This is a genomic window from Dyella sp., from assembly GCF_035503745.1.
In the GTDB taxonomy this organism is placed as follows: Bacteria; Pseudomonadota; Gammaproteobacteria; order Xanthomonadales; family Rhodanobacteraceae; genus Dyella_B.
Genome location: NZ_DATJTC010000006.1, coordinates 39,564 through 61,185, shown reverse-complemented (window position 1 = coordinate 61,185; position 21,622 = coordinate 39,564). Strand labels below are relative to the sequence as shown.

Annotated in this window: 20 protein-coding genes; 18 read left to right on the top strand and 2 right to left on the bottom strand. The window is 64.7% G+C overall.

Features of this window, described 5'->3' with window-relative positions:
* Positions 1–159: 159 nt before the first annotated feature.
* The 11 genes from VME63_RS01820 to recO all read left to right on the top strand — a co-directional run bounded on the left by VME63_RS01820 (position 160) and on the right by recO (position 12,132).
* Positions 160–639 carry a hypothetical protein gene (locus VME63_RS01820; RefSeq protein WP_325429656.1) on the top strand — a complete coding sequence of 160 codons (480 nt, stop codon included), beginning with the start codon at positions 160–162 and terminating at the stop codon, positions 637–639.
* Positions 636–3,224, top strand: a complete 2,589-nt coding sequence (locus tag VME63_RS01815) for a putative bifunctional diguanylate cyclase/phosphodiesterase (RefSeq protein ID WP_325429654.1) — start codon at positions 636–638, stop codon at positions 3,222–3,224. The genes VME63_RS01820 and VME63_RS01815 overlap by 4 nt, the downstream gene beginning before the upstream one ends.
* Before the next feature lie 144 nt (positions 3,225–3,368).
* On the top strand, positions 3,369–3,965 hold the full coding sequence (rpoE, locus tag VME63_RS01810; RefSeq protein WP_325429651.1) for an RNA polymerase sigma factor RpoE: 597 nt from the start codon (positions 3,369–3,371) through the stop codon (positions 3,963–3,965).
* The gene (locus VME63_RS01805; protein ID WP_325429649.1) at positions 3,962–4,657 is read left to right on the top strand and encodes a sigma-E factor negative regulatory protein; all 696 of its coding nucleotides are present in this window, start codon (positions 3,962–3,964) and stop codon (positions 4,655–4,657) included. The genes rpoE and VME63_RS01805 overlap by 4 nt, the downstream gene beginning before the upstream one ends.
* Before the next feature lie 121 nt (positions 4,658–4,778).
* On the top strand, positions 4,779–6,257 hold the full coding sequence (locus VME63_RS01800) for a DegQ family serine endoprotease (RefSeq protein WP_325429648.1): 1,479 nt from the start codon (positions 4,779–4,781) through the stop codon (positions 6,255–6,257).
* A 162-nt stretch (positions 6,258–6,419) separates the two neighbouring features.
* Positions 6,420–8,210, top strand: coding sequence for a translation elongation factor 4 (gene lepA, locus VME63_RS01795; protein ID WP_325429646.1), 1,791 nt, complete (start codon positions 6,420–6,422; stop codon positions 8,208–8,210).
* Positions 8,211–8,232: 22 nt separating this feature from the next.
* Positions 8,233–9,129, top strand: a complete 897-nt coding sequence (lepB, locus tag VME63_RS01790; RefSeq protein ID WP_325429644.1) for a signal peptidase I — start codon at positions 8,233–8,235, stop codon at positions 9,127–9,129.
* Between the two features lie 130 nt (positions 9,130–9,259).
* Positions 9,260–9,646: a DUF4845 domain-containing protein gene (locus tag VME63_RS01785; RefSeq protein ID WP_325429642.1), complete on the top strand. Its 387-nt coding sequence runs from the start codon at positions 9,260–9,262 to the stop codon at positions 9,644–9,646.
* A 2-nt stretch (positions 9,647–9,648) separates the two neighbouring features.
* Positions 9,649–10,320 (top strand): ribonuclease III, encoded by a 672-nt coding sequence (rnc, locus tag VME63_RS01780; RefSeq protein ID WP_325429641.1) that lies wholly within the window; start codon positions 9,649–9,651, stop codon positions 10,318–10,320.
* A gap of 128 nt (positions 10,321–10,448) precedes the next feature.
* Positions 10,449–11,390 (top strand): GTPase Era, encoded by a 942-nt coding sequence (era, locus tag VME63_RS01775; RefSeq protein ID WP_325429638.1) that lies wholly within the window; start codon positions 10,449–10,451, stop codon positions 11,388–11,390.
* Positions 11,391–11,421: 31 nt separating this feature from the next.
* Positions 11,422–12,132: a DNA repair protein RecO gene (gene recO / locus VME63_RS01770; protein WP_325429636.1), complete on the top strand. Its 711-nt coding sequence runs from the start codon at positions 11,422–11,424 to the stop codon at positions 12,130–12,132.
* A gap of 5 nt (positions 12,133–12,137) precedes the next feature.
* On the opposite strand, the gene VME63_RS01765 is transcribed toward recO, so the two are convergent.
* Positions 12,138–12,869: a response regulator gene (locus VME63_RS01765; protein ID WP_325429634.1), complete on the bottom strand. Its 732-nt coding sequence runs from the start codon at positions 12,867–12,869 to the stop codon at positions 12,138–12,140.
* Between the two features lie 47 nt (positions 12,870–12,916).
* Between VME63_RS01765 and VME63_RS01760 the strand changes: the two genes are divergently transcribed.
* The 7 genes from VME63_RS01760 (at position 12,917) to VME63_RS01730 (ending at position 19,658) form a co-directional block, all read left to right on the top strand.
* On the top strand, positions 12,917–14,938 hold the full coding sequence (locus VME63_RS01760) for a hypothetical protein (RefSeq protein ID WP_325429631.1): 2,022 nt from the start codon (positions 12,917–12,919) through the stop codon (positions 14,936–14,938).
* A 114-nt stretch (positions 14,939–15,052) separates the two neighbouring features.
* Positions 15,053–16,366, top strand: coding sequence for a 23S rRNA (uracil(1939)-C(5))-methyltransferase RlmD (rlmD, locus tag VME63_RS01755; protein WP_325429629.1), 1,314 nt, complete (start codon positions 15,053–15,055; stop codon positions 16,364–16,366).
* Positions 16,367–16,375: 9 nt separating this feature from the next.
* Positions 16,376–16,915, top strand: coding sequence for a CYTH domain-containing protein (locus VME63_RS01750; RefSeq protein ID WP_325429627.1), 540 nt, complete (start codon positions 16,376–16,378; stop codon positions 16,913–16,915).
* A complete protein-coding gene (gene nagZ / locus VME63_RS01745; protein ID WP_325429625.1) occupies positions 16,915–17,916 on the top strand; it encodes a beta-N-acetylhexosaminidase in 1,002 nt (333 codons plus the stop codon). Before VME63_RS01750 ends, nagZ begins: the two co-directional genes overlap by 1 nt.
* A 9-nt stretch (positions 17,917–17,925) precedes the next feature.
* Positions 17,926–18,477, top strand: a complete 552-nt coding sequence (locus tag VME63_RS01740) for a hypoxanthine-guanine phosphoribosyltransferase (RefSeq protein ID WP_325429623.1) — start codon at positions 17,926–17,928, stop codon at positions 18,475–18,477.
* A gap of 61 nt (positions 18,478–18,538) precedes the next feature.
* On the top strand, positions 18,539–19,288 hold the full coding sequence (locus tag VME63_RS01735; RefSeq protein ID WP_325429621.1) for an S-methyl-5'-thioinosine phosphorylase: 750 nt from the start codon (positions 18,539–18,541) through the stop codon (positions 19,286–19,288).
* A 163-nt stretch (positions 19,289–19,451) separates the two neighbouring features.
* A complete protein-coding gene (locus VME63_RS01730) occupies positions 19,452–19,658 on the top strand; it encodes a cold-shock protein (RefSeq protein WP_115477178.1) in 207 nt (68 codons plus the stop codon).
* An 81-nt stretch (positions 19,659–19,739) separates the two neighbouring features.
* Here the strand turns inward: VME63_RS01730 and VME63_RS01725 are convergent, their stop codons facing one another.
* Complete coding sequence (locus tag VME63_RS01725; protein ID WP_325429619.1) at positions 19,740–21,515, bottom strand: ABC transporter transmembrane domain-containing protein; 1,776 nt, start codon at positions 21,513–21,515, stop codon at positions 19,740–19,742.
* Between the last annotated feature and the right edge of the window lie 107 nt (positions 21,516–21,622).

The following is a 21,622-nucleotide window of genomic DNA, read 5'->3' as shown; positions in this document are numbered from 1 at the left end:
CGAGACGCCCCAGTCCAGAAAAGACGGTTATGCCGCATTGCGGCAAGCGGGGTGTCGCGTGCGTCACGCCTTGGCGATAAGGCTATTGCGCTTCCCGCGTGGGCGCGTAACTCTAGCCCGTACGCGACGACTTTCCCTTGGCCCGCTATGACTCCGCTGATGGCTCCCTCGCCGCTTGCCGGCAGCGATATCTACGAGCGCATCCTGACCGCGCCCGGCGGGCTGGTCGTGCTTGAAGACACCGATACCGGATCCTTGATCGAGCAGTTCCGTTCGATTGCCCGGCACAACGGCCAGTCGGTCTATTTGTGGGAGCCTGAACGGGGCATGGGCAATCTGCGTGAAGCGCATGCAAGCATTCCCGGTTCGCAGCGCTTGGGCAATGCCCTTCGCTATATCCAGCAAAGCATTCATTTCGGCATTTACCTCATTGCGCGGTTTCCCTCGCCCCTGACCGCGATGGACGGCGCCTTGTTGCGCCAGCTGGCCCGTGCGCCCGCCGGACACGTGCGCCGTATCGTGCTGCTGGATACGGTCCCGGCGATGATCGCCAGCTTCGACGACGTCGCCGTGCGTATCAGTGGCGTTGCGCCGGTTGCCCAACGTCCCCGACTGCGCGACGGGCGCTGGTTTCTGTGACGGCCGCCGCACTGCAAGCGGGCATCTTGCTGGTGGCCTCCCAGCGTGAGTTGCGGCGCGAGCTGTTCGATACGCTCGACCATGAAGGCCATCCACCGATTCATTCGGCCCGCGACACCACCCATGCAGCCATTTTGCTGGAGGGGCGCGAGGCGCTGGCGCTGATCGTGCTGGTCATCGAGGGCGATGGACGCTCGAGCCTGACGCTGTGCGAACAACTCAAGCTGCTGCCGCCGTGCGCGGATGCGCCGATCATTGCCGTCCTGGCCGACGAGACGACGGTCAAGCCCACGCAGCTGCCGGCCATGATCAACGGCTGGCTCTATGCTTCGCAGATCGGCACCGAGCTGATTGCGCGCTGGCAACAGCTGCGCAGCGGAGAGCCGCCCAAGACCAACGAGAAAGCTCCGACCGCACGGGCGTCCGTGCCGCTTGCGGCAGCCGGGGGCGACTACCGCTTCGTATTCGAAGACGGCGAGGGCGATTGGCTGATCGTGGACCCGCATCGCGAGCGCGTGGTCGAGGCAAGCCCTGCCTACATGCGGCACAGCGGTCTGGCCAATAGCGTGCTGACCAGCCTTGGCCTGAGTGAAGTACTCGCTTTCGAAAGCGTCGGCATGGACAAGGCGCTTGCCGACGGGGACCGGCGCTGGCTTGCCTGCCAGCGTAGGTCGATCCGCGGACACGACACCGGTGAGGCAAGCGTTCGCCGCGTGCAGCATGGTGGCCGTGAACTGGCTGCGGTGCATTTTCGCAGCAACCGCGCCGGCGTGCGTCCGGCGGTGGCGTTGACGTTGCTCGCCCGCCTGTTCAGCGGTACGCACGATGACACGGGCGTGATGGAAGCGGCGCAGTTGCTGCTCGATGAAATGGGCATGGATTATCTGGCGGTATGGTCCGCGCGCCCGGAGGAGGCCAGCGTGCCGACGCAGATCGTGCAGCGTTGGCGTGGCGACGAACAGGTCTGGCCCGGGCCGCAACTGCAGAGTTCGCTGCGCCTGGTGCTGAGCGGACGCACTTTGATGCATCCGCATGACGCGCGGCGCCTGGCCGACGTGGATCCGCTGATCGGACAACTGGGCTTGCGCGGTTTCGTGGGATTGCCGCTGCTCGACGAGCGCTTCAGCGTGCTCGGCGCCTTGCTGGCCGGCAGCCGCAATCCGTTCGGTGAACCGGAAATCGTCGAGCCCGTGCTGCGCTGCGCGGCGGCGCATTTCGCGCACACGCTCGAACTGCGGCGCACGCGCGAGCAGGGGCGCGCGGAAGGCCTGCTGGATGCACTCACCGGCTTGCCCAACCGCCTGCTGTTCAACGATCGCCTGGACACGATCATCCGCGAGGCGAACCGTACCGGCGAAACATTCGCCGTGCTGTTCGTGGATCTTGACCGCTTCAAGTTTATCAACGACACACTCGGCCATGCGGTTGGCGACCAGGTGCTGGTGGCCGTCACGCAACGGCTTCGCAGCAGCGTGCGCGCTTCCGATACCGTGGCGCGCTACGCCGGCGACGAATTCACGATCGTGCTCAGGCACATCGTGAAGACCGACGACGTGTTGCGCGTGGCGGAAAAGATCGTGCAATTGATGGATGTGCCGCTGCATCTGGATGACGGTCCGGAGTTGCAGGTGACCGCATCGATCGGCATCAGTTTCTTTCCCGAAGATGCGCCGGATGCCGAAACTCTGCTCAAGCACGCGGACGAAGCGATGTACGCGGCCAAGAGCCTGGGTCGCAACAATTACCGCGTCTACGATGTCAGCCCGGCGCAGGAGCAGCAGAACGCCGCCTTGAAGGCACGCCTGCGGCACGCGGAAGGCAACGGCGAACTGCGCGTTTTCTATCAACCGCAGATCAACGCCGGTTCGGAAGACATCGTCGGCATGGAGGCCCTGCTGCGCTGGGAGCATCCGGAACTGGGCAACATCGGTCCCGGCTTTTTCATTCCCTTGGCCGAAGAAACCGGGCTTATCGTATCGATCGGGGAATGGGTGCTGCGCACGGCGTGCAAGCAGGCCAAGGCATGGGAAGACCGCTTCGGATTGGGCCTGCGCCTGGGCGTCAACCTGTCGGCCGTGCAGCTGATGCAGTCCGATCTTTCGGAAATCGTGGCGTCCGTGCTGGAGGAGACCGGACTCGATCCGGGCCTGCTGGAGCTGGAGGTCACCGAGAGCATCAGCATCAAGGCGGCCCCCAACCTGATGGAAAACATGCAGAAGCTGCACCGGATCGGTTGTCATATCGCCATCGACGATTTCGGCACCGGTGCCGCATCGCTGGACTACCTGCGCAAGCTGCCGGCCGATCGCATCAAGATCGACCAGAGTTTCGTGCGCAACATCGGCGTGGACCCCGACGATGAGGCGATCGTGAGGGCCACCATTGAAATGGCCCACCGCCTCAAGCGCGGGGTGGTTGCAGAAGGCGTGGAAATCGAGCAGCACTTGCAATTCCTTCGCGCCAACCACTGTGACGAACTGCAGGGCTACCTGTTCTGCCGTCCGCTGCCCCAGGCCAGCTTCGAGCGCCTGTTGACCGAGCGTGAGCGTTTGCTGTCTGGCGTTCAGGACAAGCTGCAGGCTTGAGCCCTTTCTGGGCGTTCCTATCTTAAAATCGGCGGATGGGTGCAGAGTTCGTGCTGAACTTGCCGACATCGTTCGGGTCTGAGCAGATCACCTATTCGCTGGACGGCATCCCGGCTTGGTGCGGCAACGAAGGAGACGGCCCGGATGGGCGATAACGAACTCGATAGTGCGCTGGTTGAGCGTGTACAAAATGGGGACAGGCGCGCTTTCGACTTGCTGGTTCGCAAATACCAGCACAAGGTCATTGGCCTGATTTCCCGCTATGTGCACAACCACGCCGAGTGCGAAGACGTAGCCCAGGAAGCTTTTGTCCGGGCATGGCGCGCGATCGGCTCGTTCCGGGGCGAGAGCGCTTTCTATACCTGGATGTACAAAATTGCCGTGAACACGGCCAAGAACCATCTGGTCGCGATGGGCCGGCGCCCGCCCACGGACGATATTGCTGTCGAAGACGCCGTCTACGTGCCGGGGGCCGACCGCATGCAGGAAAGCGCCACCCCTGAACGCGAATTAATGCGGCAAGAAATTGAACAAACCGTGTTTGCCACTGTCCAAGCCTTGCCCGAGGAGCTGCGGACAGCCATCACCTTGCGTGAAGTGGAGGGCCTCAGCTATGAAGAGATTGCCGAAGCCATGGGCTGCCCGATCGGTACGGTGCGTTCGCGCATCTTCCGGGCACGTGAGGCGATCGATGAGAAGTTGCGGCCATTACTCTCGGACCGCGAGGATCGGATGTCATGACTGAAGCCAATATGGAAACCCTCTCCGCCGCGATGGATGGCGAGCTGTCGAAGGAAGAGCTGCGCTTCTTATTGCGCCGCCTCGATCACGACGCCGCCTTGCTCCAGGCCTGGACGCGCTATCACGTGGTTGGCGATGGCCTGCGGGGCCAGGTGCCGGCCATGGCGAGCGCCGGCTTTGCCACCCGCGTGATGCAGATGATCGAATCCGAGCAATCCGTGGCGGCAACCGTTCCAAGGCGCCGCGACTGGCTGCGCCTGTCGGTGGGCGGCGCAATCGCCGCGAGCGTGGCCGTCGCCGCGCTGATGGTTTCCCAACCGACGGCCCCCGATGCCGAGCGGCCCGCGTCGCTGACCGCCAAGGTCGCCTCGCGCGCCGTTCCTTCGTCCGCCACCCAGGCGGCTGCCCAGACGGACCGCAGCACCATGCTGGCGGCGGTTCCGCCCTCGCTGAGCCTGTATCCGGCCTACGGACTGAGCCAGCGCGCCTCGGTGACCTTGGGCAATCCTTCGGACAACCCGCTGTTCCAGGGTTACTCCACCGATAGCCAGCCGCAATTCATGAACGGTTATCGCAGCTACCATACCCTGAACAGCCACGATGGTAGCTACCTGCTGCTCATCGATACGCCGCAGGCGAGCGCCGCGGCGCAGCAACAGGCTCCGGCCTATCAGGGAGCGGCGGCGCACTGAGCGCCGCCCGCTTTCCGCCTGTGGCCAGGCGCTTTCCCGCTTTTCAATAACCTCCCTTTCTTCCCGTTCCGCTCCCATGAGCCTGGGCGGGAGCAGGGTGCCCAGAACCTAGGAGGAATCCATGAGTCATCACCGTCTCGTCAGCAGTCTTTTGTGCTGCGCGCTCGCGTTGGGGCTGGCAGGGCCCGGCGTGGTAGTGGCGCAGACCGCCCCGGCCGCTGCTGCTGCCTTGCCGGATTTCACGGGAATCGTAGAGAAGAACGCACCGGCAGTCGTCCACGTGGAGGCCAAATACACCGGCCGCCGTCCCAAGGGGGGCTCTGCCGCGCCGATGCAGGGGCAAGGCCCCGATGCCGACCAGATGGAAATCCTGCGCCGTTTCTTCGGCATGCCGATGATGCCCTCGCCCGAAGAGCAGGCGCATACCTCGCTGGGCTCGGGTTTCATCATTTCCAGCGATGGCTACATTCTTACCAATAACCACGTCGTCGATCATGCCGACACCGTGACCGTCCGGTTGCAGGATCGCCGCACGCTGACCGCCAAGGTGGTTGGTACCGATCCGACCTACGACATCGCGCTGCTGAAAGTCCAGGCCGGCGGCCCCCTGCCGACGGTAAGCATCGGCGATTCGCGCCTGCTTAAGCCGGGCCAGTGGGTACTGGCGATAGGTTCGCCGTTCGGCTTCGATTACACCGTCACGCAAGGCATCGTCAGCGCCGTGGGGCGCAGCCTGGGGGCGGGCGACCAGCCCAGCACGTCGTTCATCCAGACGGATGTGCCGATCAACCGCGGCAACTCGGGCGGCCCGCTGTTCAACCTGCAGGGCCAGGTGGTTGGCATCAATTCGCAGATTTATTCCGATACCGGCGGTTATCAGGGCGTTGCGTTCTCGATCCCGATCGATGTGGCGATGAACGTGGTCGATCAGCTCAAGACCAAGGGCTACGTCACGCGCGGCGAACTGGGCGTGATGATCCGGCCCGTCGATGACGACATCGTAAAGGCGCTCAAGCTGGACAGTGCGAAGGGCGCGATCGTGGTCAGCGTTTCGCCAGGCACCGCGGCGCAGAAGGCAGGCTTGCAGGCGGGCGACATCATCCTGGCCTTCGGCGGTCGCCCGGTGGAGCAGGGTTCGGACCTGCCGCCGATGGTTGCCATGACCAAGCCGGGCACCACGGTGCCGGTGCAAATCATGCGCGATGGGCGCGACAAGACCGTCCAGGTGACCATCGGTACCATGCCCCGCGACGGTAATCCGTTCGCCTCGGCGAACAAGCCGGCGCCAAGTTCGGGTACCGATGCCCTCGGCCTGGCGGTGCAGGGCGTCGATCCGGATACGCGCCGCCAGCTGGGCCTGCAACCGGGCGAGGGCGTGGCGATCACGGATGTGACCGGCTCCGTGGCGGCGCAGGCCGGTCTGCAACCGGGTGACGTCATTCTGATGGTGAATCAGCAAAAGGTGGGTAGCGTGGCGGCGTTCCGGACTGCCACGGCCGGCGTGAAGCCTGGCGACACCGTATTGCTGCTGGTACGTCGCGGCGATTCGAGCAATTTCATCGCCTTGACGGTTCCGCCGGCCGATCAGAACAACGGTTGAGGCAACTCGAAGGCCTGCTTGCCCGAGCAGGCCTTCGAATTTGCGGACTCGCGCGTACAGTCTGGTTTCTCAATCCATGCGATAATGAGCGGCTAATATCGCCATTCCGGCGATGGCCGGCCTTTAGCATCGCGCGGGGCGGTGAAGCTGACAGCGTGCTCCATGGAACTGATCCGCAATTTCTCCATCATCGCCCACATCGATCACGGCAAGTCCACACTTGCGGACCGCATCATCCAGATCTGCGGCGGCTTGGCCGAGCGTGAAATGGAAGCCCAGGTGCTGGACAGCAATCCGATCGAGCGTGAACGCGGCATCACCATCAAGGCGCAGTCGGTGTCTTTGCCCTACACGGCGAGGGACGGCAAGACCTATCAGCTCAATTTCATCGACACCCCGGGCCACGTCGACTTTTCCTACGAAGTGAGCCGTTCGCTCGCCGCCTGCGAAGGCGCGTTGCTGGTGGTCGACGCCGCACAGGGCGTGGAGGCTCAATCGGTGGCCAATTGCTACACCGCGGTGGAGCAGGGGCTGGAAGTGGTGCCGGTGCTCAACAAGATCGACCTGCCCACGGCCGATCCGGAAAAAGTGAAGGGCGAAATCGAGGCGGTGATCGGCATCGATGCCACCGACGCGGTGGCCGTCAGCGCCAAGACAGGCCAGAACGTGATCGAGGTGCTGGAGGCCATCGTCGCGCGCATTCCGCCGCCCAAGCCACGCGATACCGACCGGCTGCAGGCCCTGATCATCGATTCCTGGTTCGACAACTACCTGGGCGTGGTGTCGCTGGTGCGCGTCATGCAGGGCGAGATCAAGCCGGGCGACAAGCTGCAGGTGATGTCCACCGGCCGCGCTCACGAAGTGAGCGAAGTGGGTGTCTTCACGCCCAAGCGCAAGAAGCTCGACAAGCTTTCCGCCGGCGAAGTGGGCTGGATCACCGCGGCCATCAAAGACGTGCACGGCGCTCCCGTCGGCGACACGCTTACGCATGCCGGCAAGCCCGCTCCGCATCCGCTGCCCGGTTTCCAGACCATGCAGCCACGCGTGTTCGCCGGCTTGTTCCCGGTTTCGGCCGACGATTACCCCGCTTTGCGCGAAGCGCTGGACAAGCTGCGCCTCAACGATGCCGCGCTGTTTTTCGAACCGGAAAGTTCGGAGGCCATGGGCTTCGGCTTCCGCTGCGGCTTCTTAGGGATGCTGCACATGGAAATCGTGCAGGAGCGCCTGGAGCGCGAATACGATCTGAACCTGATCACCACCGCTCCGACCGTGGTCTACGAGATCCTCAAGACCGACGGCACGATCATGGAGCTGGACAATCCCGCACGCCTGCCGCCATCGCCGCAGATCGAGGAGATCCGCGAGCCGATGATCGTGGCCAACATCCTCACGCCGCCCGATTACATCGGCAACATCATTACGTTGTGCGAAGAGAAGCGCGGCGTGCAGCGTTCGATCCAGTATCTGGCCACCCAGGTGCAGATCAGCTACGAGCTTCCGCTGGCCGAAGTGGTGCTCGATTTCTTCGACAAGCTCAAATCCGTATCGCGCGGCTATGCGTCGATGGACTATCACCTGGAGCGATTCGACGCGGGTCCGTTCGTGCGCGTGGATGTGCTGATCAATGGCGATCGCGTGGATGCGCTCAGCCTGATCGTGCACCGCAGCCATGCCGACCGCCGCGGGCGCGAGCTGGTCGAGCGCATGAAAGACCTCATTCCGCGCCAACAGTTCGATGTTGCCATCCAGGCGGCGATCGGCGCGCAGATCATCGCGCGCTCGACGGTGAAAGCGTTGCGCAAGAACGTGCTGGCCAAGTGCTATGGTGGCGACGTCTCGCGCAAGAAAAAGCTTCTGGAAAAGCAGAAGGAAGGCAAGAAGCGCATGAAGCAGGTCGGCAGGGTGGAGATTCCTCAGGAAGCCTTCCTGGCCGTACTCAAGGTGGATAAATAAAAGCGGGCTTTGGAGTCATTGCATGGATTTCGATTTTTCAGCCATTTTGCTTGCACTCACCACCGTGTTCGGCGTGGTGTGGGGCATTGATCGCCTGCTTTTCTTCAAGAAGCGTCAGGCACGTTTTGCCGCGGCGGGCGAGGAATACCGCGATCCGGTCACGGTGGATTGGGCGCGCTCGCTCTTTCCGGTGATCTTCGTGGTGCTGCTGCTTCGCTCATTCGTGGCCGAGCCGTTTCGTATTCCATCCGGCTCGATGATGCCGACGCTGGATGTGGGCGACTTCATTCTCGTCAACAAGTTTGCGTACGGCTTGCGGCTGCCGGCGTTCAACAACAAGATCCTCAGCGTGGGCGAACCCAAGCGCGGCGACGTGGTCGTGTTCCGTTTCCCGGGGTATCTCTGCCAGGACGAGAACGGCAAAACGATCCGCAGCGGCGATGTGACCTGCGCCGATCCGCACGCGCCGGTGCCCAGCCAGAACTGGATCAAGCGCATCATCGGCCTGCCGGGCGACACGATCGAGGTGCACAACAGCCAGATCGTCATCAACGGCAAGCCGGTCGTGGACACCGAAGTGGGTCCGTTCCAGGGCAACCCGAGCCGTCCCGAAGACAATTACCTGCTGTACAACAACGGCAGCATATGGAGCGAGCAGCTGGGCACGGTCAAGCACCTGATCGCGCGCATCCCGTCCCTGCAGACCCCCTCCATCCCCAATCAGGCGGTTCCATCGGTGGTGCCCCCGAACTGTTACATCGTGATGGGCGACGACCGCGAAAACAGCCAGGACAGCCGCTGGTGGGGCTGCATGCCGGAAAAGAACCTGGTCGGCCGGGCCTTCATGATCTGGCTGAGCTGGAAGGGCTGGAGTACCGGCGGGGTGGATTTCCACCGGATCGGCAAGGTCATCCGCTGATGGCCCTGGCGCTGGGCGGCACAAAGCGTGAACGTGTCGCTGGCGATCAGGCCGTGGAGCGGGCAAAGTATGCCCTGGCGGTTGAGCGTCAATCAGGGCGGGGCCGCGGCAGCGGCATAGCGAGGGGACTATGAAGTCGAAACAGGCGGGTATCACCCTTATCGGGTTCCTGATCGTATTGGCGGTCGCTGGCTTTTTTGCCTACGCGGCCATGAAACTGGTGCCCTCGTATATCGAGTATGCGGGCGTGGTGAAAGCCATGAATCAAATCGCCAGCGAAGGCGTCGATGGCAAAACGCTTGATCAGGTTCGCCGCGAAATGATGTTCAAGCTCGGCTTCCAGTACGTCGACGACGCAACCATCCAGCCCAGCGACATCAACTTCCAGCAGGGCAGCGACGGCAACGAATTGCATGTCTCGTACGACAAGCAGATGCCCTTCATCTACAACATCGATTTCCTGGTCCACTTTGACAAGAGCGTGCCCGTGCGAGGCAATGTCGCTCCCCCGCAATAACAGTGGAATTGAATTACCGCTTTAACGATCCAGCGCTCGCCGCGCTTGCCTTGACCCATCGCAGCGCGGGTAAGCCCAATAACGAGCGCATGGAGTTCCTGGGCGATGCCCTGCTCGGGGCGATCGTCGCCGAAATGCTGTATGAGACGCATCCGAAGGCCACCGAGGGCGAGATGTCGCGTCTGCGCGCGCAGCTGGTCAACGGGCAGGCGCTTGCCGAGCTGGCGCGCGAACTGGAACTGGGCGATCGGCTGAAGCTCGGCTCGGGCGAACTCAAGAGTGGCGGGTTTCGCCGCGATTCGATCCTCGCCGACGCTTTCGAGGCGCTGGTTGCCGCCGTTTATCTCGATGGCGGTTTCCAAGCTTGCCGGCATACCGTCCGTACGTTGTTTGCCGATCGCGTGGCGGCGTTGCCGCGCTCCTCCAAGGACGCCAAGACGCGGTTGCAGGAATGGCTGCAGGCGCAAGGCTGGCCGCTGCCCCACTATGAACTGGTCGGCACGCAGGGCGAAGATCACGCGCGGATTTTCGATGTGCATTGCGTAGTGGCCGAGCCGATGGCGGTCACGGCCGTCGGGCGCGGCAGCAGCCGCCGGCTGGCCGAACAGGATGCCGCCGAAACCGTACTCGGGCGGCTGCTGGATACCAAGGATGCCCCCGACACGCGCGCCTGATACTCCCGCCCGGGTTGCCGTGGCGTCTTGATCCTTTTCCCACCCAGCATGGCCTACCTGCCTGCAGTGGCGTTCATCGCCACGGGGCGCCATGCTTATACCTGTCTTAAGAAGAGTGCCGCTTTGCCATGAATGACGAACGCGAAGGCGACGACATCGTCGAGAACGAATTGCCCCATCCGGATTTCCGGTGTGGATTCGTGGCCTTGGCCGGCCGCCCGAACGTGGGCAAGTCGACCCTGCTCAATGCATTGATCGGCTTTCGGCTGTCCATCGTCAGCCCCCGCCCGCAGACCACGCGGCATCGCATTCTTGGCATCGCGACCAGCGAAGCGGGGCAGATCCTGTACGTGGATACGCCAGGCCTGCATCGCGGCGCCAAGCGCGCCATGAACCGCAGTCTCAACCGGGCCGTTCGTTCGGCCATCAGCGAAGTCGAACTGGCCGCCCAGGTGATCGAGGCAGGGCGCTGGACCGATGAAGACGAGGCGCTTTACGACGCGCTGGCCGAACAGAACATTCCGCGCCTGCTGGTGATTAACAAGGTCGACCTCAGCAAGGATAAAACCGCGTTGCTGCCTTTCGTCGCCGACCTGACCGAAAAGCACCACTTCGAGTCGGTGCATTATGTCAGCGCGCTCAAGCGCAAAGGCCTCGATACACTGAGCAAGGACATCCTGGCCCGCCTGCCGGTGCGCGCGCCGGTGTTCGGCGAAGACGAAATCACCGATCGCAGCGAGCGCTTTCTCGCCGCCGAAATGGTGCGCGAACAGTTGATGCTGCGCCTGGACCAGGAGTTGCCGTACGCCACCACGGTCGAGATCGAGCAGTTCAAGGACCGCCCCGATGGCGTGGCCGAAATCCACGCCGTCATCTGGGTCGAGCGCGAAGGACAGAAGGCCATCGTGATCGGGCAGGGCGGCGCGCAGCTGAAAGCAATTGGCACCTCCGCACGCCGGCACATGGAACGCATGTTCGATCGCAAGGTGTTCCTGCGATTGTGGGTAAAGGTGCGCGAAGGCTGGGTGGACGACGAGGCCGTGCTCAAGCAGTTCGGCTACACCGATTGATGCGTAACGCACCAGACCAGACCCACAGGCCATGCTGGTAGAGCAGCAACCGGCGTTCGTGCTTCACACTCGCCCTTACCGGGAAACGTCGCTGCTGCTCGAATGCCTCACCCGCGATCATGGGCGGCTGGGTGTGGTCGCGCGCGGCGTGCGCAGCCAGCGCGGGCGGTTGCAGCGCTCGCAGCTCGAGCCGTTCCAGGCCCTGGCCATGGATTTGCAAATGCGCGGCGAACTGGCCACCTTGCGCAGCGCCGAACCGATGCAGGCGCCGCTGCGCCTGCCAGGGGATGCGGGCGTGGCCGGCCTTTACATCAACGAGCTGGTGGTGCGCCTGACCGAACGGCAGGACCCGCATCCCATGCTTTATGCGGCGTATGCGCAGGCACTTGACCGGCTCGCCGCCGGCCAGTCGCTGGGTTGGCAGTTGCGCCGGTTCGAACGCGATCTGCTCGGCGCGCTCGGTTACGCCCTGCAACTGCTCGATGACGCTGATTCCGGCGAGCCGCTGCAGGCCGACATGCTCTATGTGTATCGGCCCGAGCACGGTCCGTCGCGCTGCGGCACGAACGAAACCCATGCCGTGCGCGGTAGCGATCTGCTTTCGCTGCAGCGCGATTGCATGCCCGATGCGCAAGGCCTGCATGCTTTGCGCGGCATGATGCGCGCATTGATCCGCTTCCATCTCGGCGGTGTGGAGCTTCGCGCCTGGCGTGTATTGCGCGGCGCGCTGGCGCGCCGCTGAGGCCCTCATGGCACCTGGAGCGCCTCGATGGTCTGGCGCAGTGATCGGCGAAAATCCGACAGCGGCAACATCGCCCCGTGGTGGGCCAGCTTCAGATGCTGCTGCAGCGACACCACGTGTTCCGCCAGCGACGCGGCGCCGCAGAATCCGCACGAGGAGCGCAGCTTGTGCAGGCGCGCCTCAAACGCGCCGGCATCGGCACTGAGATCGTCCAGTTGCGCGTCGATGTTGGTCAGTTCCTGCCGGAACAAGCCGCGCAGGGCCTGCACCACCACCGGCGTGCCGGCGGTTTTCAATGCCAGCCCATCGTCCAGCACCGGCGCATGGCGGCGATCGATCGTCGCCAGCTGCAGGATCTCGCGCAGATCCTGCAACGAGCACGGCTTGAGCAGCACCGCATGGAAGCCCGCCGCGAGCAGGGCGCGCTGGTCGTTGGCATCCAGCTCCGCGCTGCTGGCCACGGCGGGACTGCATGCCGAAGCGGCGCCGGGATCGTTGCGCAGGGCAGTCAGCACGCCGACCGCATCCATGCCGGGCATGCGGCAGTCGAGCAGCAGCAGGTCGAAAGCCTCGCTGCGCGCGCATTCGAGTGCCGAATGGCCATCGACGCCGAGCGCCACGCACGCGCCTAGCTGGCGCAGGCCGTCGCCCAGGAAACAGCGGCTGGTCGCGTCATCATCGGCCACCAGCACGTGGGGCTGGAAAGGGGGCGTGAGATCGTCCGTTATGTACGCCATGGCTGTAGTCCATTTCGTTCAGCTTAGTTTGGCAGAATGGGTGCTCAATGTTTCGTACATTCAGCCGCCCCCTGGTATGCCTGCTCGCCCTTTGTAGCCTGTTCTGGGTGATGCCTTCGTGTGCGGATACCGTGGTGGTCGCCAAGAAGATCGACCTGCCCGGCGTCAGCCTACAGGACGTGCGCATGTCGCTGGCCCCCGGTACGGACCCCGATAGCCTGCGGATCCGCCTGCATGCCGCCAGGGCCGATATCCCCGCGCTGGGCTGGAGGCGGGTCGGGTTGACGCTGGACGGCCACCTCCAGCGCGATATCCAGCTGCGCTGGCTGTTCGACGGCACCGTGCAGGCCGCCGGAGCCCCCGGAGGGGCGCTCGGCGATGCAGAGCTGGAGCTGGTGGTGGACGGCGCGGCGAACACGCTGGAAGTCGATGCCAACCAGGGCGTCGCCCATATCGCCACCGCTTTTCCGCTCGATCAGCCCACCCATGCGCAGATCAACCTGCGGAACGTTCCGGCGGCCTGGCTGCAGGGGCTGCTCGCCGCGGTGTGGCCGGGACATATCGGAGGCGGGAAACTGGATGCCGATCTCGCGCTGGACGTGCGCGAGGAGGGCTTCGAGTCCTCTGGCAGCGTCCAGGTCACGGAGTTGAAGTACGCCACACCGGCCGGCGACGTGGTGGGCGACGGATTGGCCGTGCACGCGCGCTATCAACTGGACGCCACCGGCCACCCCGCGCAGCTGTCGTTGAACGGCGGCGTCCGCGGCGGCCAGCTGCAGTTCGGCCCGGTGCTGGCGCGGCTGCCCGCGCACGACGTGCAACTGGATATGGACGCTTCCATGGAGCGCGGCGGCCTGGACGTAAGTCATCTGCATCTGGACGATGCCGACGCGCTGTTGCTCGATGGTGCGCTGTCGGTCGACGCCAAGGGCAATCTGCAGAAGCTGAAACTGGACCGTTTCCAGGCGCGCTTTCCGGCCGCCTACGATCGCTATGGGCTGCCATGGCTCGACAGCCTCGCGGCGCCGAACCTGCATATCGCCGGGCAACTCGACGGACACGTGGACTACGCGGCCGACACGTGGCGCAGCTTCGCTTTCCATACCGATGGACTGGATCTTGCCGATAGTGCCGGCCAATGGCAGGCGAACGGCTTGCACGGCGGTGTGGACTGGTCGGCGCAAGGGGATCGATCGCCGACCGAGTTTGGATGGAACCAGCTGGTGCTTCGCCACGTGGCGCTGGGTGCCGCGCAATCGCATTGGCGCAGCCGCGGCGGCAGCCTGACCCTGCAGTCGCCGCTGACGATTCCGGTATGGAAGGGACAGGCCGACGTGACGGCACTGGAGTGGCGGCCGGCCGCCGGCAAGGCGCAACGTTTCAACCTGAGCGCGAACGTGACCGGCGTGGATGTGCCCACGCTCAACCAGGCCTTTGGCTGGACGCCGTTCGCCGGAACGCTGGCGGGCACGATTTCTTCCCTGCAATGGACGGGCGAGCGCTATGCGATGGATGGCGACCTCACCTTCAAGGCATTTAACGGCACGGCCGTGCTCAGCCACCTTGCCGTGCAGCAACCGTTGAGCGACAACCCGGTGGTGTTCGGGGATCTGGCCTTGCATCAGTTGGACCTGGCCGCGCTCACCGACACGTTCAACTTCGGCAGCATCAGCGGACGGCTGGACGGTTCAATCAATGGCCTGCAGCTCGTCGGCGGGAGCCCGGTCGCCTTCAAGGCCTCGCTACAGGCTCAGGATGGCGGGCGAATCAGCCTGAAGGCCGCCAACAACCTCTCCATTGTCACGGGCGGAACCGCGGCCAGCGGCTTGCAAGGCGCGGTACTGAAGCTTTTCAGGGCTTTCAACTACAAGCGCATGGGTTTCCACGCCAGCCTGCAGGACGGCATGTGCGCGCTCGGCGGCCTGGATGGCGATGCGAACGGCTACACCATCGTCGAAGGCACGGGCTTGCCGTTCGTGCATGTGGTCGGCGAACAGAACAAGATCGACTGGCCCACCTTTGTCCGCCGGCTCAAGGCCGCCTCCCAGGCCGGCGTAGCCGAACGCTGATCAGGCCGGCTGGTATCATGGGCGGCTGCGGGCCATCTCGTGCGTGGCCCCTTCCTTTCACCCCCGCCTCGCCTGGGTCTTTGCACCCGGGCGGCATGCTTTCCAAGAGTGCCGATGAACGAATTCGAAGCCCCCATCACCGATTTGAGTCACGACGGCCGGGGCGTGGCCCGCATCGACGGCAAGACCGTGTTCGTCAGCGGCGCCTTGCTCGGCGAGCAGGTGCGCTTTCGCGTGCGCAAGCGTCATCGCAACTTCGACGAAGCGGAGACGATCGAAGTGATCGAGCGCTCGCCGCACCGGGTGGAGCCGCGCTGCAGTCATTTCGGACAGTGCGGCGGTTGTTCGCTGCAGCATCTTGATGCCGCCGCGCAGATCCAGGCCAAGCAGCGCGTACTGGTCGATAACTTCACGCGTATCGGCAAGGTAGAGCCGGAAAACTGGCTGCCGCCGCTCACCGACGAAGCGTGGGGCTATCGCCGCAAGGGGCGCCTGTCGGTTCGCGCGGTAGCCAAGAAAGGGCGCGTGCTGGTGGGCTTTCGCGAAGAAAGCAACCCGCGCTTCGTCGCCGACATTCTGCATTGCGATGTAGTGCACCCCGCGCTCGGGCCCAAGATCGGGCTGCTGGGCGAACTGGTGGGCGGCATGGATGCGGCGGCCGACATCGCGCAAATCGAATTCGCCGCGGGCGACGACACGCTCGCCCTGGTGTTTCGTCACTTGAAGCCGCTGAGCGAGCGCGATCGTACGGCGCTGGTAGCATTCGGCCAGCAGCATGGCTTTGCGATCTACCTGCAGCCGGGCGGCGTCAGCAGCGTGCATCCGCTGTGGCCCGAGCATCCCCGCCTGGCGTTTCGCATTCCCGCAGGCGAGGGCGTGGATGAGGTCGAGCTGGCATTTGAGCCGCTGGATTTCGTGCAGGTCAACGCCGGCATGAACCGCCGCATGATGGCGCGCACGCTGGAGTTGCTCGACCTCAAGCCGCAGGACCGCGTGCTCGACCTGTTCTGCGGCCTGGGCAACTTCACCTTGCCGCTGGCGCGCCGCGTGGCGGAGGTGACCGGTGTGGAAGGCGAACACGGGCTGGTGCGGCGCGCGGCCGAAAACGCCCAGCGCAACGGCATTGCCAACGCCAGCTTCCAAGTAGCCAATCTGTTCGAGGACCAGCGCGGCACCGATTGGGCGCGCAAGCCCTGGGACAAGCTCCTGCTCGACCCGCCGCGTGCGGGCGCCGACAAGGTGCTGGAGTACCTTCCGCACAAGGAAACCGGGCGCATCGTGTATGTCTCCTGCCATCCTGCATCGCTGGCGCGCGATGCCGGCATGTTGGTCAACCAGCACGGCTTCCGGCTGGTGTCGGCGGGTGTGATGGACATGTTTCCGCATACCGCGCACGTCGAATCCATTGCCTTGTTCGAGCGCAGGTAAGATTCGCCGATGGGTATCGAAATCGAACGCAAATTCCTGGTTGCCAGCGACGCCTGGCGCAGCGCCGTCACCGAAAGCAGGCACATCGCCCAGGGTTATCTGGTTGGTGTGCGCGCCCTGCGCGACGGCACCGCGCGCGCATCCGTGCGCGTGCGCATCTGCGGCGAGCAGGCATGGCTCAATGTCAAATCCGTCGAACTGGGTATTGCACGCGCGGAATACGAAGTGCCGCTGCCGCTTGCCGATGCGCAGGCCATGCTAGGCACGTTGTGCGACGGTGTGCTGGAAAAGACGCGCCACCACGTGACCGTGGATGGATGGCTATTCGAGGTGGACGAATTCCACGGCGACAATCGCGGATTGATCGTGGCGGAAATCGAGTTGCCGGCGGCCGATGCGTCGTTCCCGCATCCGGCATGGCTCGGCGCGGAAGTAAGCCGCCTGGCGCGCTACTACAACGTCAACCTGCTGGAGCATCCCTTTGCGAGCTGGAGCGCGAAGGAGCGCGAGGGCAGCGATGTGGAGCCCGCACAGCGAGGAACGCCCTGATGCTGTTGATCGGTCTGGCCGGTCTTGAGGTGCTGCCCCACGAACGCCCGTGGCTGAGTGCGCCCGGCGTGGCAGGGGTGATCCTGTTCTCGCGCAACTACGCCCATCGCGACCAGTTGCTGGCGCTGGTGGAGTCGATCCGGGATGCGGCGGGCGAGCATGTCTTGATCGCCGTCGATCAGGAGGGCGGCCCCGTCCAGCGGTTCCGCGAAGGCTTCACGCGCCTGCCGGCCCTGGCCAGGATCGGCGAGGTGTACGACCGCCATCCATCCCAAGCCATACAGCTGGCCGAGGAACACGCCTGGGTGATGGCGAGCGAGCTGCGCGCCAGTGGTATCGATTTCAGCTTCGCGCCAGTGGCCGACCTTGCGCGCGGCAACGCGGCGATCGGCACGCGTGCCTTCCACGCCGATCCGCAAGTGGCGGGCGAGCTGATCCACGCCTACGTGCGCGGCATGCACCTGGGCGGCATGGCGGCGGTGCTCAAGCATTTTCCCGGGCACGGCTCGGTGGCGGTGGATACGCACAAGGCGCAGGCGATCGACCCGCGTTCGCTCGACGACATCCGCCAGAACGACCTGCGCCCGTTCGTCGAGGCGTTTTCGGCGCATGCCGAGGCGGTGATGATGGCGCACGTCGTCTATCCGGCCGTGGACGAGCAGCCGGCCGGTTTCTCGCGCCGCTGGATCGGCGACATCCTGCGTCAGGAGCTTGGCTTCCAGGGCGCGGTGATCAGCGATGACATCAGCATGGCCGCCGCGGGCGTGGCCGGTGGCGTGGGCCAACGCGTGCACGCGCATCTGTCGGCCGGCTGCGACCTGGTGCTGGCCTGCTTCCCCGACGTGGTGGAGGAGGCGATCGCCGCCATGCCGGCGCCTTCGCAGGCAAGCATGCGGCGCGTGGCGACCCTGCGCGGCGCGATCGGCGCCACCTGGGCCGGTCTACTGGATAATCCCCAGCGCGATCGATTCGTCGCGCGCGTTACCGCGCTGGATCACTAAGGAACCCTCATGACCCAGACTCCTCCATCCCTGGCCGACGCGCTGATGCGCTCGGACGTGTTGTTCGAACGCGAGGCGCTCGATAGCGTGATTGCCGCGATGGGGCGCGATATCGACAGGGCGCTCGATGGCGAACGCGCGGTATTTCTTACCGTGATGAACGGCGCGCTGATGTTTGGCGGCCAACTGGCGCTGGCCATTCGCACCGACCTGGAATTTGACTACGTGCACGCCACGCGCTATCGCGGCGCGACCTCGGGCAGCGACCTGCATTGGCTGCGCGAACCGGCCGTGCCGCTCGCAGGGCGAGTGGTGTTGCTGGTTGACGATATCCTCGACGAAGGCCATACCCTCAAGGCCGTGCGCGACGATTGCCTGCGCCGCGGCGCCAGGCGCGTACTGGTGGCGACCCTGTGCAGCAAGCGGCACGATCGCCGGGTGGCGGGCATCGAAAGCGATTTCAACGGCGTTGAGCTACCCGACCGCTACGTGTTTGGCTACGGCATGGACTATCACGAGCAGGGACGTAATCTTCCCGCCATCTATGCGCTGAAAGAATAAAGCCCGCCAGCGTTTCATTTCCCCAATTTGCATTTGCAAGCGTCAACTATCGGGCACATCCATGACCCATGCGATCGACCTCGCCGTGATCGGCGGCAGCGGCCTTTATCAGTTCCCGGGCCTTGAAAACACCTCCCGGCATAGCGTCGATACGCCGTATGGCCCGGCCTCGGGCGACGTGGTGATGGGCGACTTCGCCGGCCGCCGCCTGGCCTTTCTCGCCCGCCACGGCGAAAGCCACACTTTGCCGCCGCACCGGGTGAACTACCGGGCGAACATGTGGGCACTGCACCATCTGGGTGCGCGCCGCGTGATCGGCATCAATGCGGTCGGCGGCATCCGGCTGGACATGGGGCCGCGCGTGCTGGTGGTGCCCGACCAGATCATCGACTACACCCACGGACGCTATACCAGCTTCTGCGACGTCGAAGGCGCCGAGGTCAGGCACATCGATTTCAGCGAACCCTACACGGCGTCGCTACGCCGGGACCTGCTCGTTGCAGCGCAAAAAGCCGGCATTGCCGTGATCGACGGCGGTTGCTATGGCGCCACGCAGGGGCCGCGCCTGGAAACCCGGGCGGAAATCGCACGTATGAAACGCGACGGTTGCGATCTGGTCGGCATGACCGGCATGCCCGAAGCGGCGTTGGCCCGCGAGCTTGAGCTCGATTACGCCTGCCTGGCGCTGGTCGCCAACTATGCCGCCGGTTGCGGCGACGAGGCTGAAATCAGCATCGAGGAGATCTTCGCCCATCTGGCGGCGGCCACCGCCTCGGTGCCGCCGATCCTTGCGCAGTTGCTCAAAAGCTAAGCAGCCGGGCGGGGCTTGTACGGGACCAAACGCAGGCGCATATTGCGCTTTTGCCTGAAACATGCAGATACTTTCCCTGTGCCAGGGGGCGGTGGACCTAGGGGTAGAGGTGGTTCTCGCAGCGACTTGGTGCATCCAGTCCTTAGATTCAGAGGTTCACGCAATGCGTTTCGGTACGGTCAAGTGGTTCAACGACGCCAAGGGTTTCGGCTTCATCGCACCCGAGGACGGTGGGGAGGACGTATTTGTCCACTTCTCGGCTATCAATGCGAAGGGCTTCCGTAGTCTGCAGGAAGGCCAGCGTGTGAAGTTCGAAGTGACCCAGGGCCCCAAGGGCGCCCAGGCTTCCGGGGTCGAACTCGCAGTCTGATCAACGCGTCATCATGCAGTCCGGGAAAGCCTTGCCTTGTGCAAGGCTTTCTCTTTTTGCGCGCGGTAAAAAGCGCCGCTTTCAGGCCACGAATTGCAAGCGCGCCAATTCGGCGTAGAGGCCACCCTCGGCCAACAGGCTTGCGTGCGTACCTTGCGCCACGATGCGTCCGCCATCCATCACCACGATGCGATCGGCGCGCTGCACCGTCGCCAGGCGATGGGCGATCACCAGCGTGGTACGGCCTTTTTCCAGACGTTCCAGTGCCTGTTGGATGGCGGCTTCCGATTGCGCATCCAGTGCCGACGTCGCTTCGTCCAGCAGCAACAGCGGCGCATCGCGCAAAATGGCGCGGGCAATCGCAATGCGCTGGCGCTGGCCGCCGGACAGGCGCACGCCGCGCTCGCCCAGCTCGGCGGCGTAGCCGTCCTGCAGCAGTTGGATGAAGTCGTTGGCTTCGGCGGCGCGCGCGGCGGCGTGCACTTCCTCGTCGCTGGCATCCTGCCGGCCGAAGCGGATGTTGTCGGCGGCCGAGCCGCTGAACAGCACGGTTTCCTGCGGCACCAGCGCAATCGCGCCGCGCAGTTGCGGCAGGGCCAGCGCACGCAGATCGACACCGTCCAGGCTGATGCGGCCGCGCTGCGGATCGTAGAAGCGCAGCAACAGCGCGAAGACGGTGCTCTTGCCGGCGCCCGAGGGGCCCACCAGCGCTACCGTTTCGCCGGGGCGGATGTCCAGGTTGAAATCGTGCAGCGCCGGTGCGTCGGGGCGCGTGGGATAGCGAAACTCCACGCCTTCGAAGCGCAGCGCCCCGCTTACCCGGCGGGGCAGCGCCGCGGGATGGGGCGGATCGGCAATGGTGGCCTCTTCGCTGAATAGCTCACCAATGCGTTCCATCGCGCCAGCGGCCCGCAGCACGTCGCCCCAGACATCGGACAAGCCCATCATCGAGCCGCCGGAAAAAATCGCGTACACCACGAACTGGGCCAGCACGCCGGCGTCGAGCGTCCCGGCCAGCACGTCGCGCGCACCCATCCATAGCACCAGGGTAATCGCGCCGAAGAACAGTGTGATCACCGCCGCAGTGAGCCCCGAGCGCGTGCCGATGCGCTGGCGCGCGGTGGCCAACGCGCGGCCGATCGCGCCGCCGTAGCGGTCGCTTTCGATGCTTTCGCGGGCATAGGCTTTTACCGCTTGCGCGGCGTTGAGTGTCTCGTTGGCGATGGCGGCCGCATCGGCCAGACGATCCTGGCTGGCGCGCGAAAGCTTCTGCACGCGGCGGCCAAAGATCAGGATCGGCAGCACCACCGCGGGAATCACCAGCGCGGTGAGGCCGGCCAGGCGCGGGCTGGTCCAGATCATCGCCGCCGTGGCGCCGATCAGCATCACCGCGCTGCGTAACGCCACCGAGACGCCCGAGCCGACCAGCGCCTGCACCACTTCGGTATCCGTGCCCAGGCGCGAAATCAGCTCGCCGACGCGATTGCGCTCGAAGAAACTCACGTCCAGCCGGATCACATGCGCGTAAAGCTTCGCGCGCAAGTCCGCCAGCGTGCGTTCGCCGAGCAGGCTGATGCAGTAAAAGCGCGCCGCGGAGGCAAAGGCCATCACCAGCGCCACCAGGAACAAGGCCAGGAAGCTGCTGTTGATCGCGGTGGTGCTCGAGTTGCGAAACCCGTGGTCGATCATGTGCCGGACCGCGGTGGGCAGCACCAGCGTGGCACCGGAGGAGATCGTGAGAAATACCAGCCACCCCGCCGCCAGCATGCGGTGCGGCTTCACGAACGGCCACAGCAGGCGCAGGGCGCCAATGCGGCGGCGCGGCGGCTTCGGATCGTTTGCTGGCGTGGTGCTCATAGGCTCTCGGCGCGGGACGGACCGATTCGACATGGGGCTAGGCGCTGGCGATTCAATTGCGGCGTTTTCGACAGGCCGCGCATGCGGCAAGGGCTCCCCGGCGCCCA

Coding starts and splice junctions, on each gene's coding strand:
- VME63_RS01820 (WP_325429656.1), top strand. CDS start 160: ATGGCTCCCTCGCCGCTTGCCGGCAGCGATATCTACGAGCGCATCCTG.
- rpoE (WP_325429651.1), top strand. CDS start 3,369: ATGGGCGATAACGAACTCGATAGTGCGCTGGTTGAGCGTGTACAAAAT.
- VME63_RS01805 (WP_325429649.1), top strand. CDS start 3,962: ATGACTGAAGCCAATATGGAAACCCTCTCCGCCGCGATGGATGGCGAG.
- VME63_RS01800 (WP_325429648.1), top strand. CDS start 4,779: ATGAGTCATCACCGTCTCGTCAGCAGTCTTTTGTGCTGCGCGCTCGCG.
- lepA (WP_325429646.1), top strand. CDS start 6,420: ATGGAACTGATCCGCAATTTCTCCATCATCGCCCACATCGATCACGGC.
- lepB (WP_325429644.1), top strand. CDS start 8,233: ATGGATTTCGATTTTTCAGCCATTTTGCTTGCACTCACCACCGTGTTC.
- VME63_RS01785 (WP_325429642.1), top strand. CDS start 9,260: ATGAAGTCGAAACAGGCGGGTATCACCCTTATCGGGTTCCTGATCGTA.
- era (WP_325429638.1), top strand. CDS start 10,449: ATGAATGACGAACGCGAAGGCGACGACATCGTCGAGAACGAATTGCCC.
- recO (WP_325429636.1), top strand. CDS start 11,422: ATGCTGGTAGAGCAGCAACCGGCGTTCGTGCTTCACACTCGCCCTTAC.
- VME63_RS01765 (WP_325429634.1), bottom strand. CDS start 12,869: ATGGCGTACATAACGGACGATCTCACGCCCCCTTTCCAGCCCCACGTG.
- VME63_RS01760 (WP_325429631.1), top strand. CDS start 12,917: ATGTTTCGTACATTCAGCCGCCCCCTGGTATGCCTGCTCGCCCTTTGT.
- rlmD (WP_325429629.1), top strand. CDS start 15,053: ATGAACGAATTCGAAGCCCCCATCACCGATTTGAGTCACGACGGCCGG.
- VME63_RS01750 (WP_325429627.1), top strand. CDS start 16,376: ATGGGTATCGAAATCGAACGCAAATTCCTGGTTGCCAGCGACGCCTGG.
- nagZ (WP_325429625.1), top strand. CDS start 16,915: ATGCTGTTGATCGGTCTGGCCGGTCTTGAGGTGCTGCCCCACGAACGC.
- VME63_RS01740 (WP_325429623.1), top strand. CDS start 17,926: ATGACCCAGACTCCTCCATCCCTGGCCGACGCGCTGATGCGCTCGGAC.
- VME63_RS01735 (WP_325429621.1), top strand. CDS start 18,539: ATGACCCATGCGATCGACCTCGCCGTGATCGGCGGCAGCGGCCTTTAT.
- VME63_RS01730 (WP_115477178.1), top strand. CDS start 19,452: ATGCGTTTCGGTACGGTCAAGTGGTTCAACGACGCCAAGGGTTTCGGC.
- VME63_RS01725 (WP_325429619.1), bottom strand. CDS start 21,515: ATGAGCACCACGCCAGCAAACGATCCGAAGCCGCCGCGCCGCCGCATT.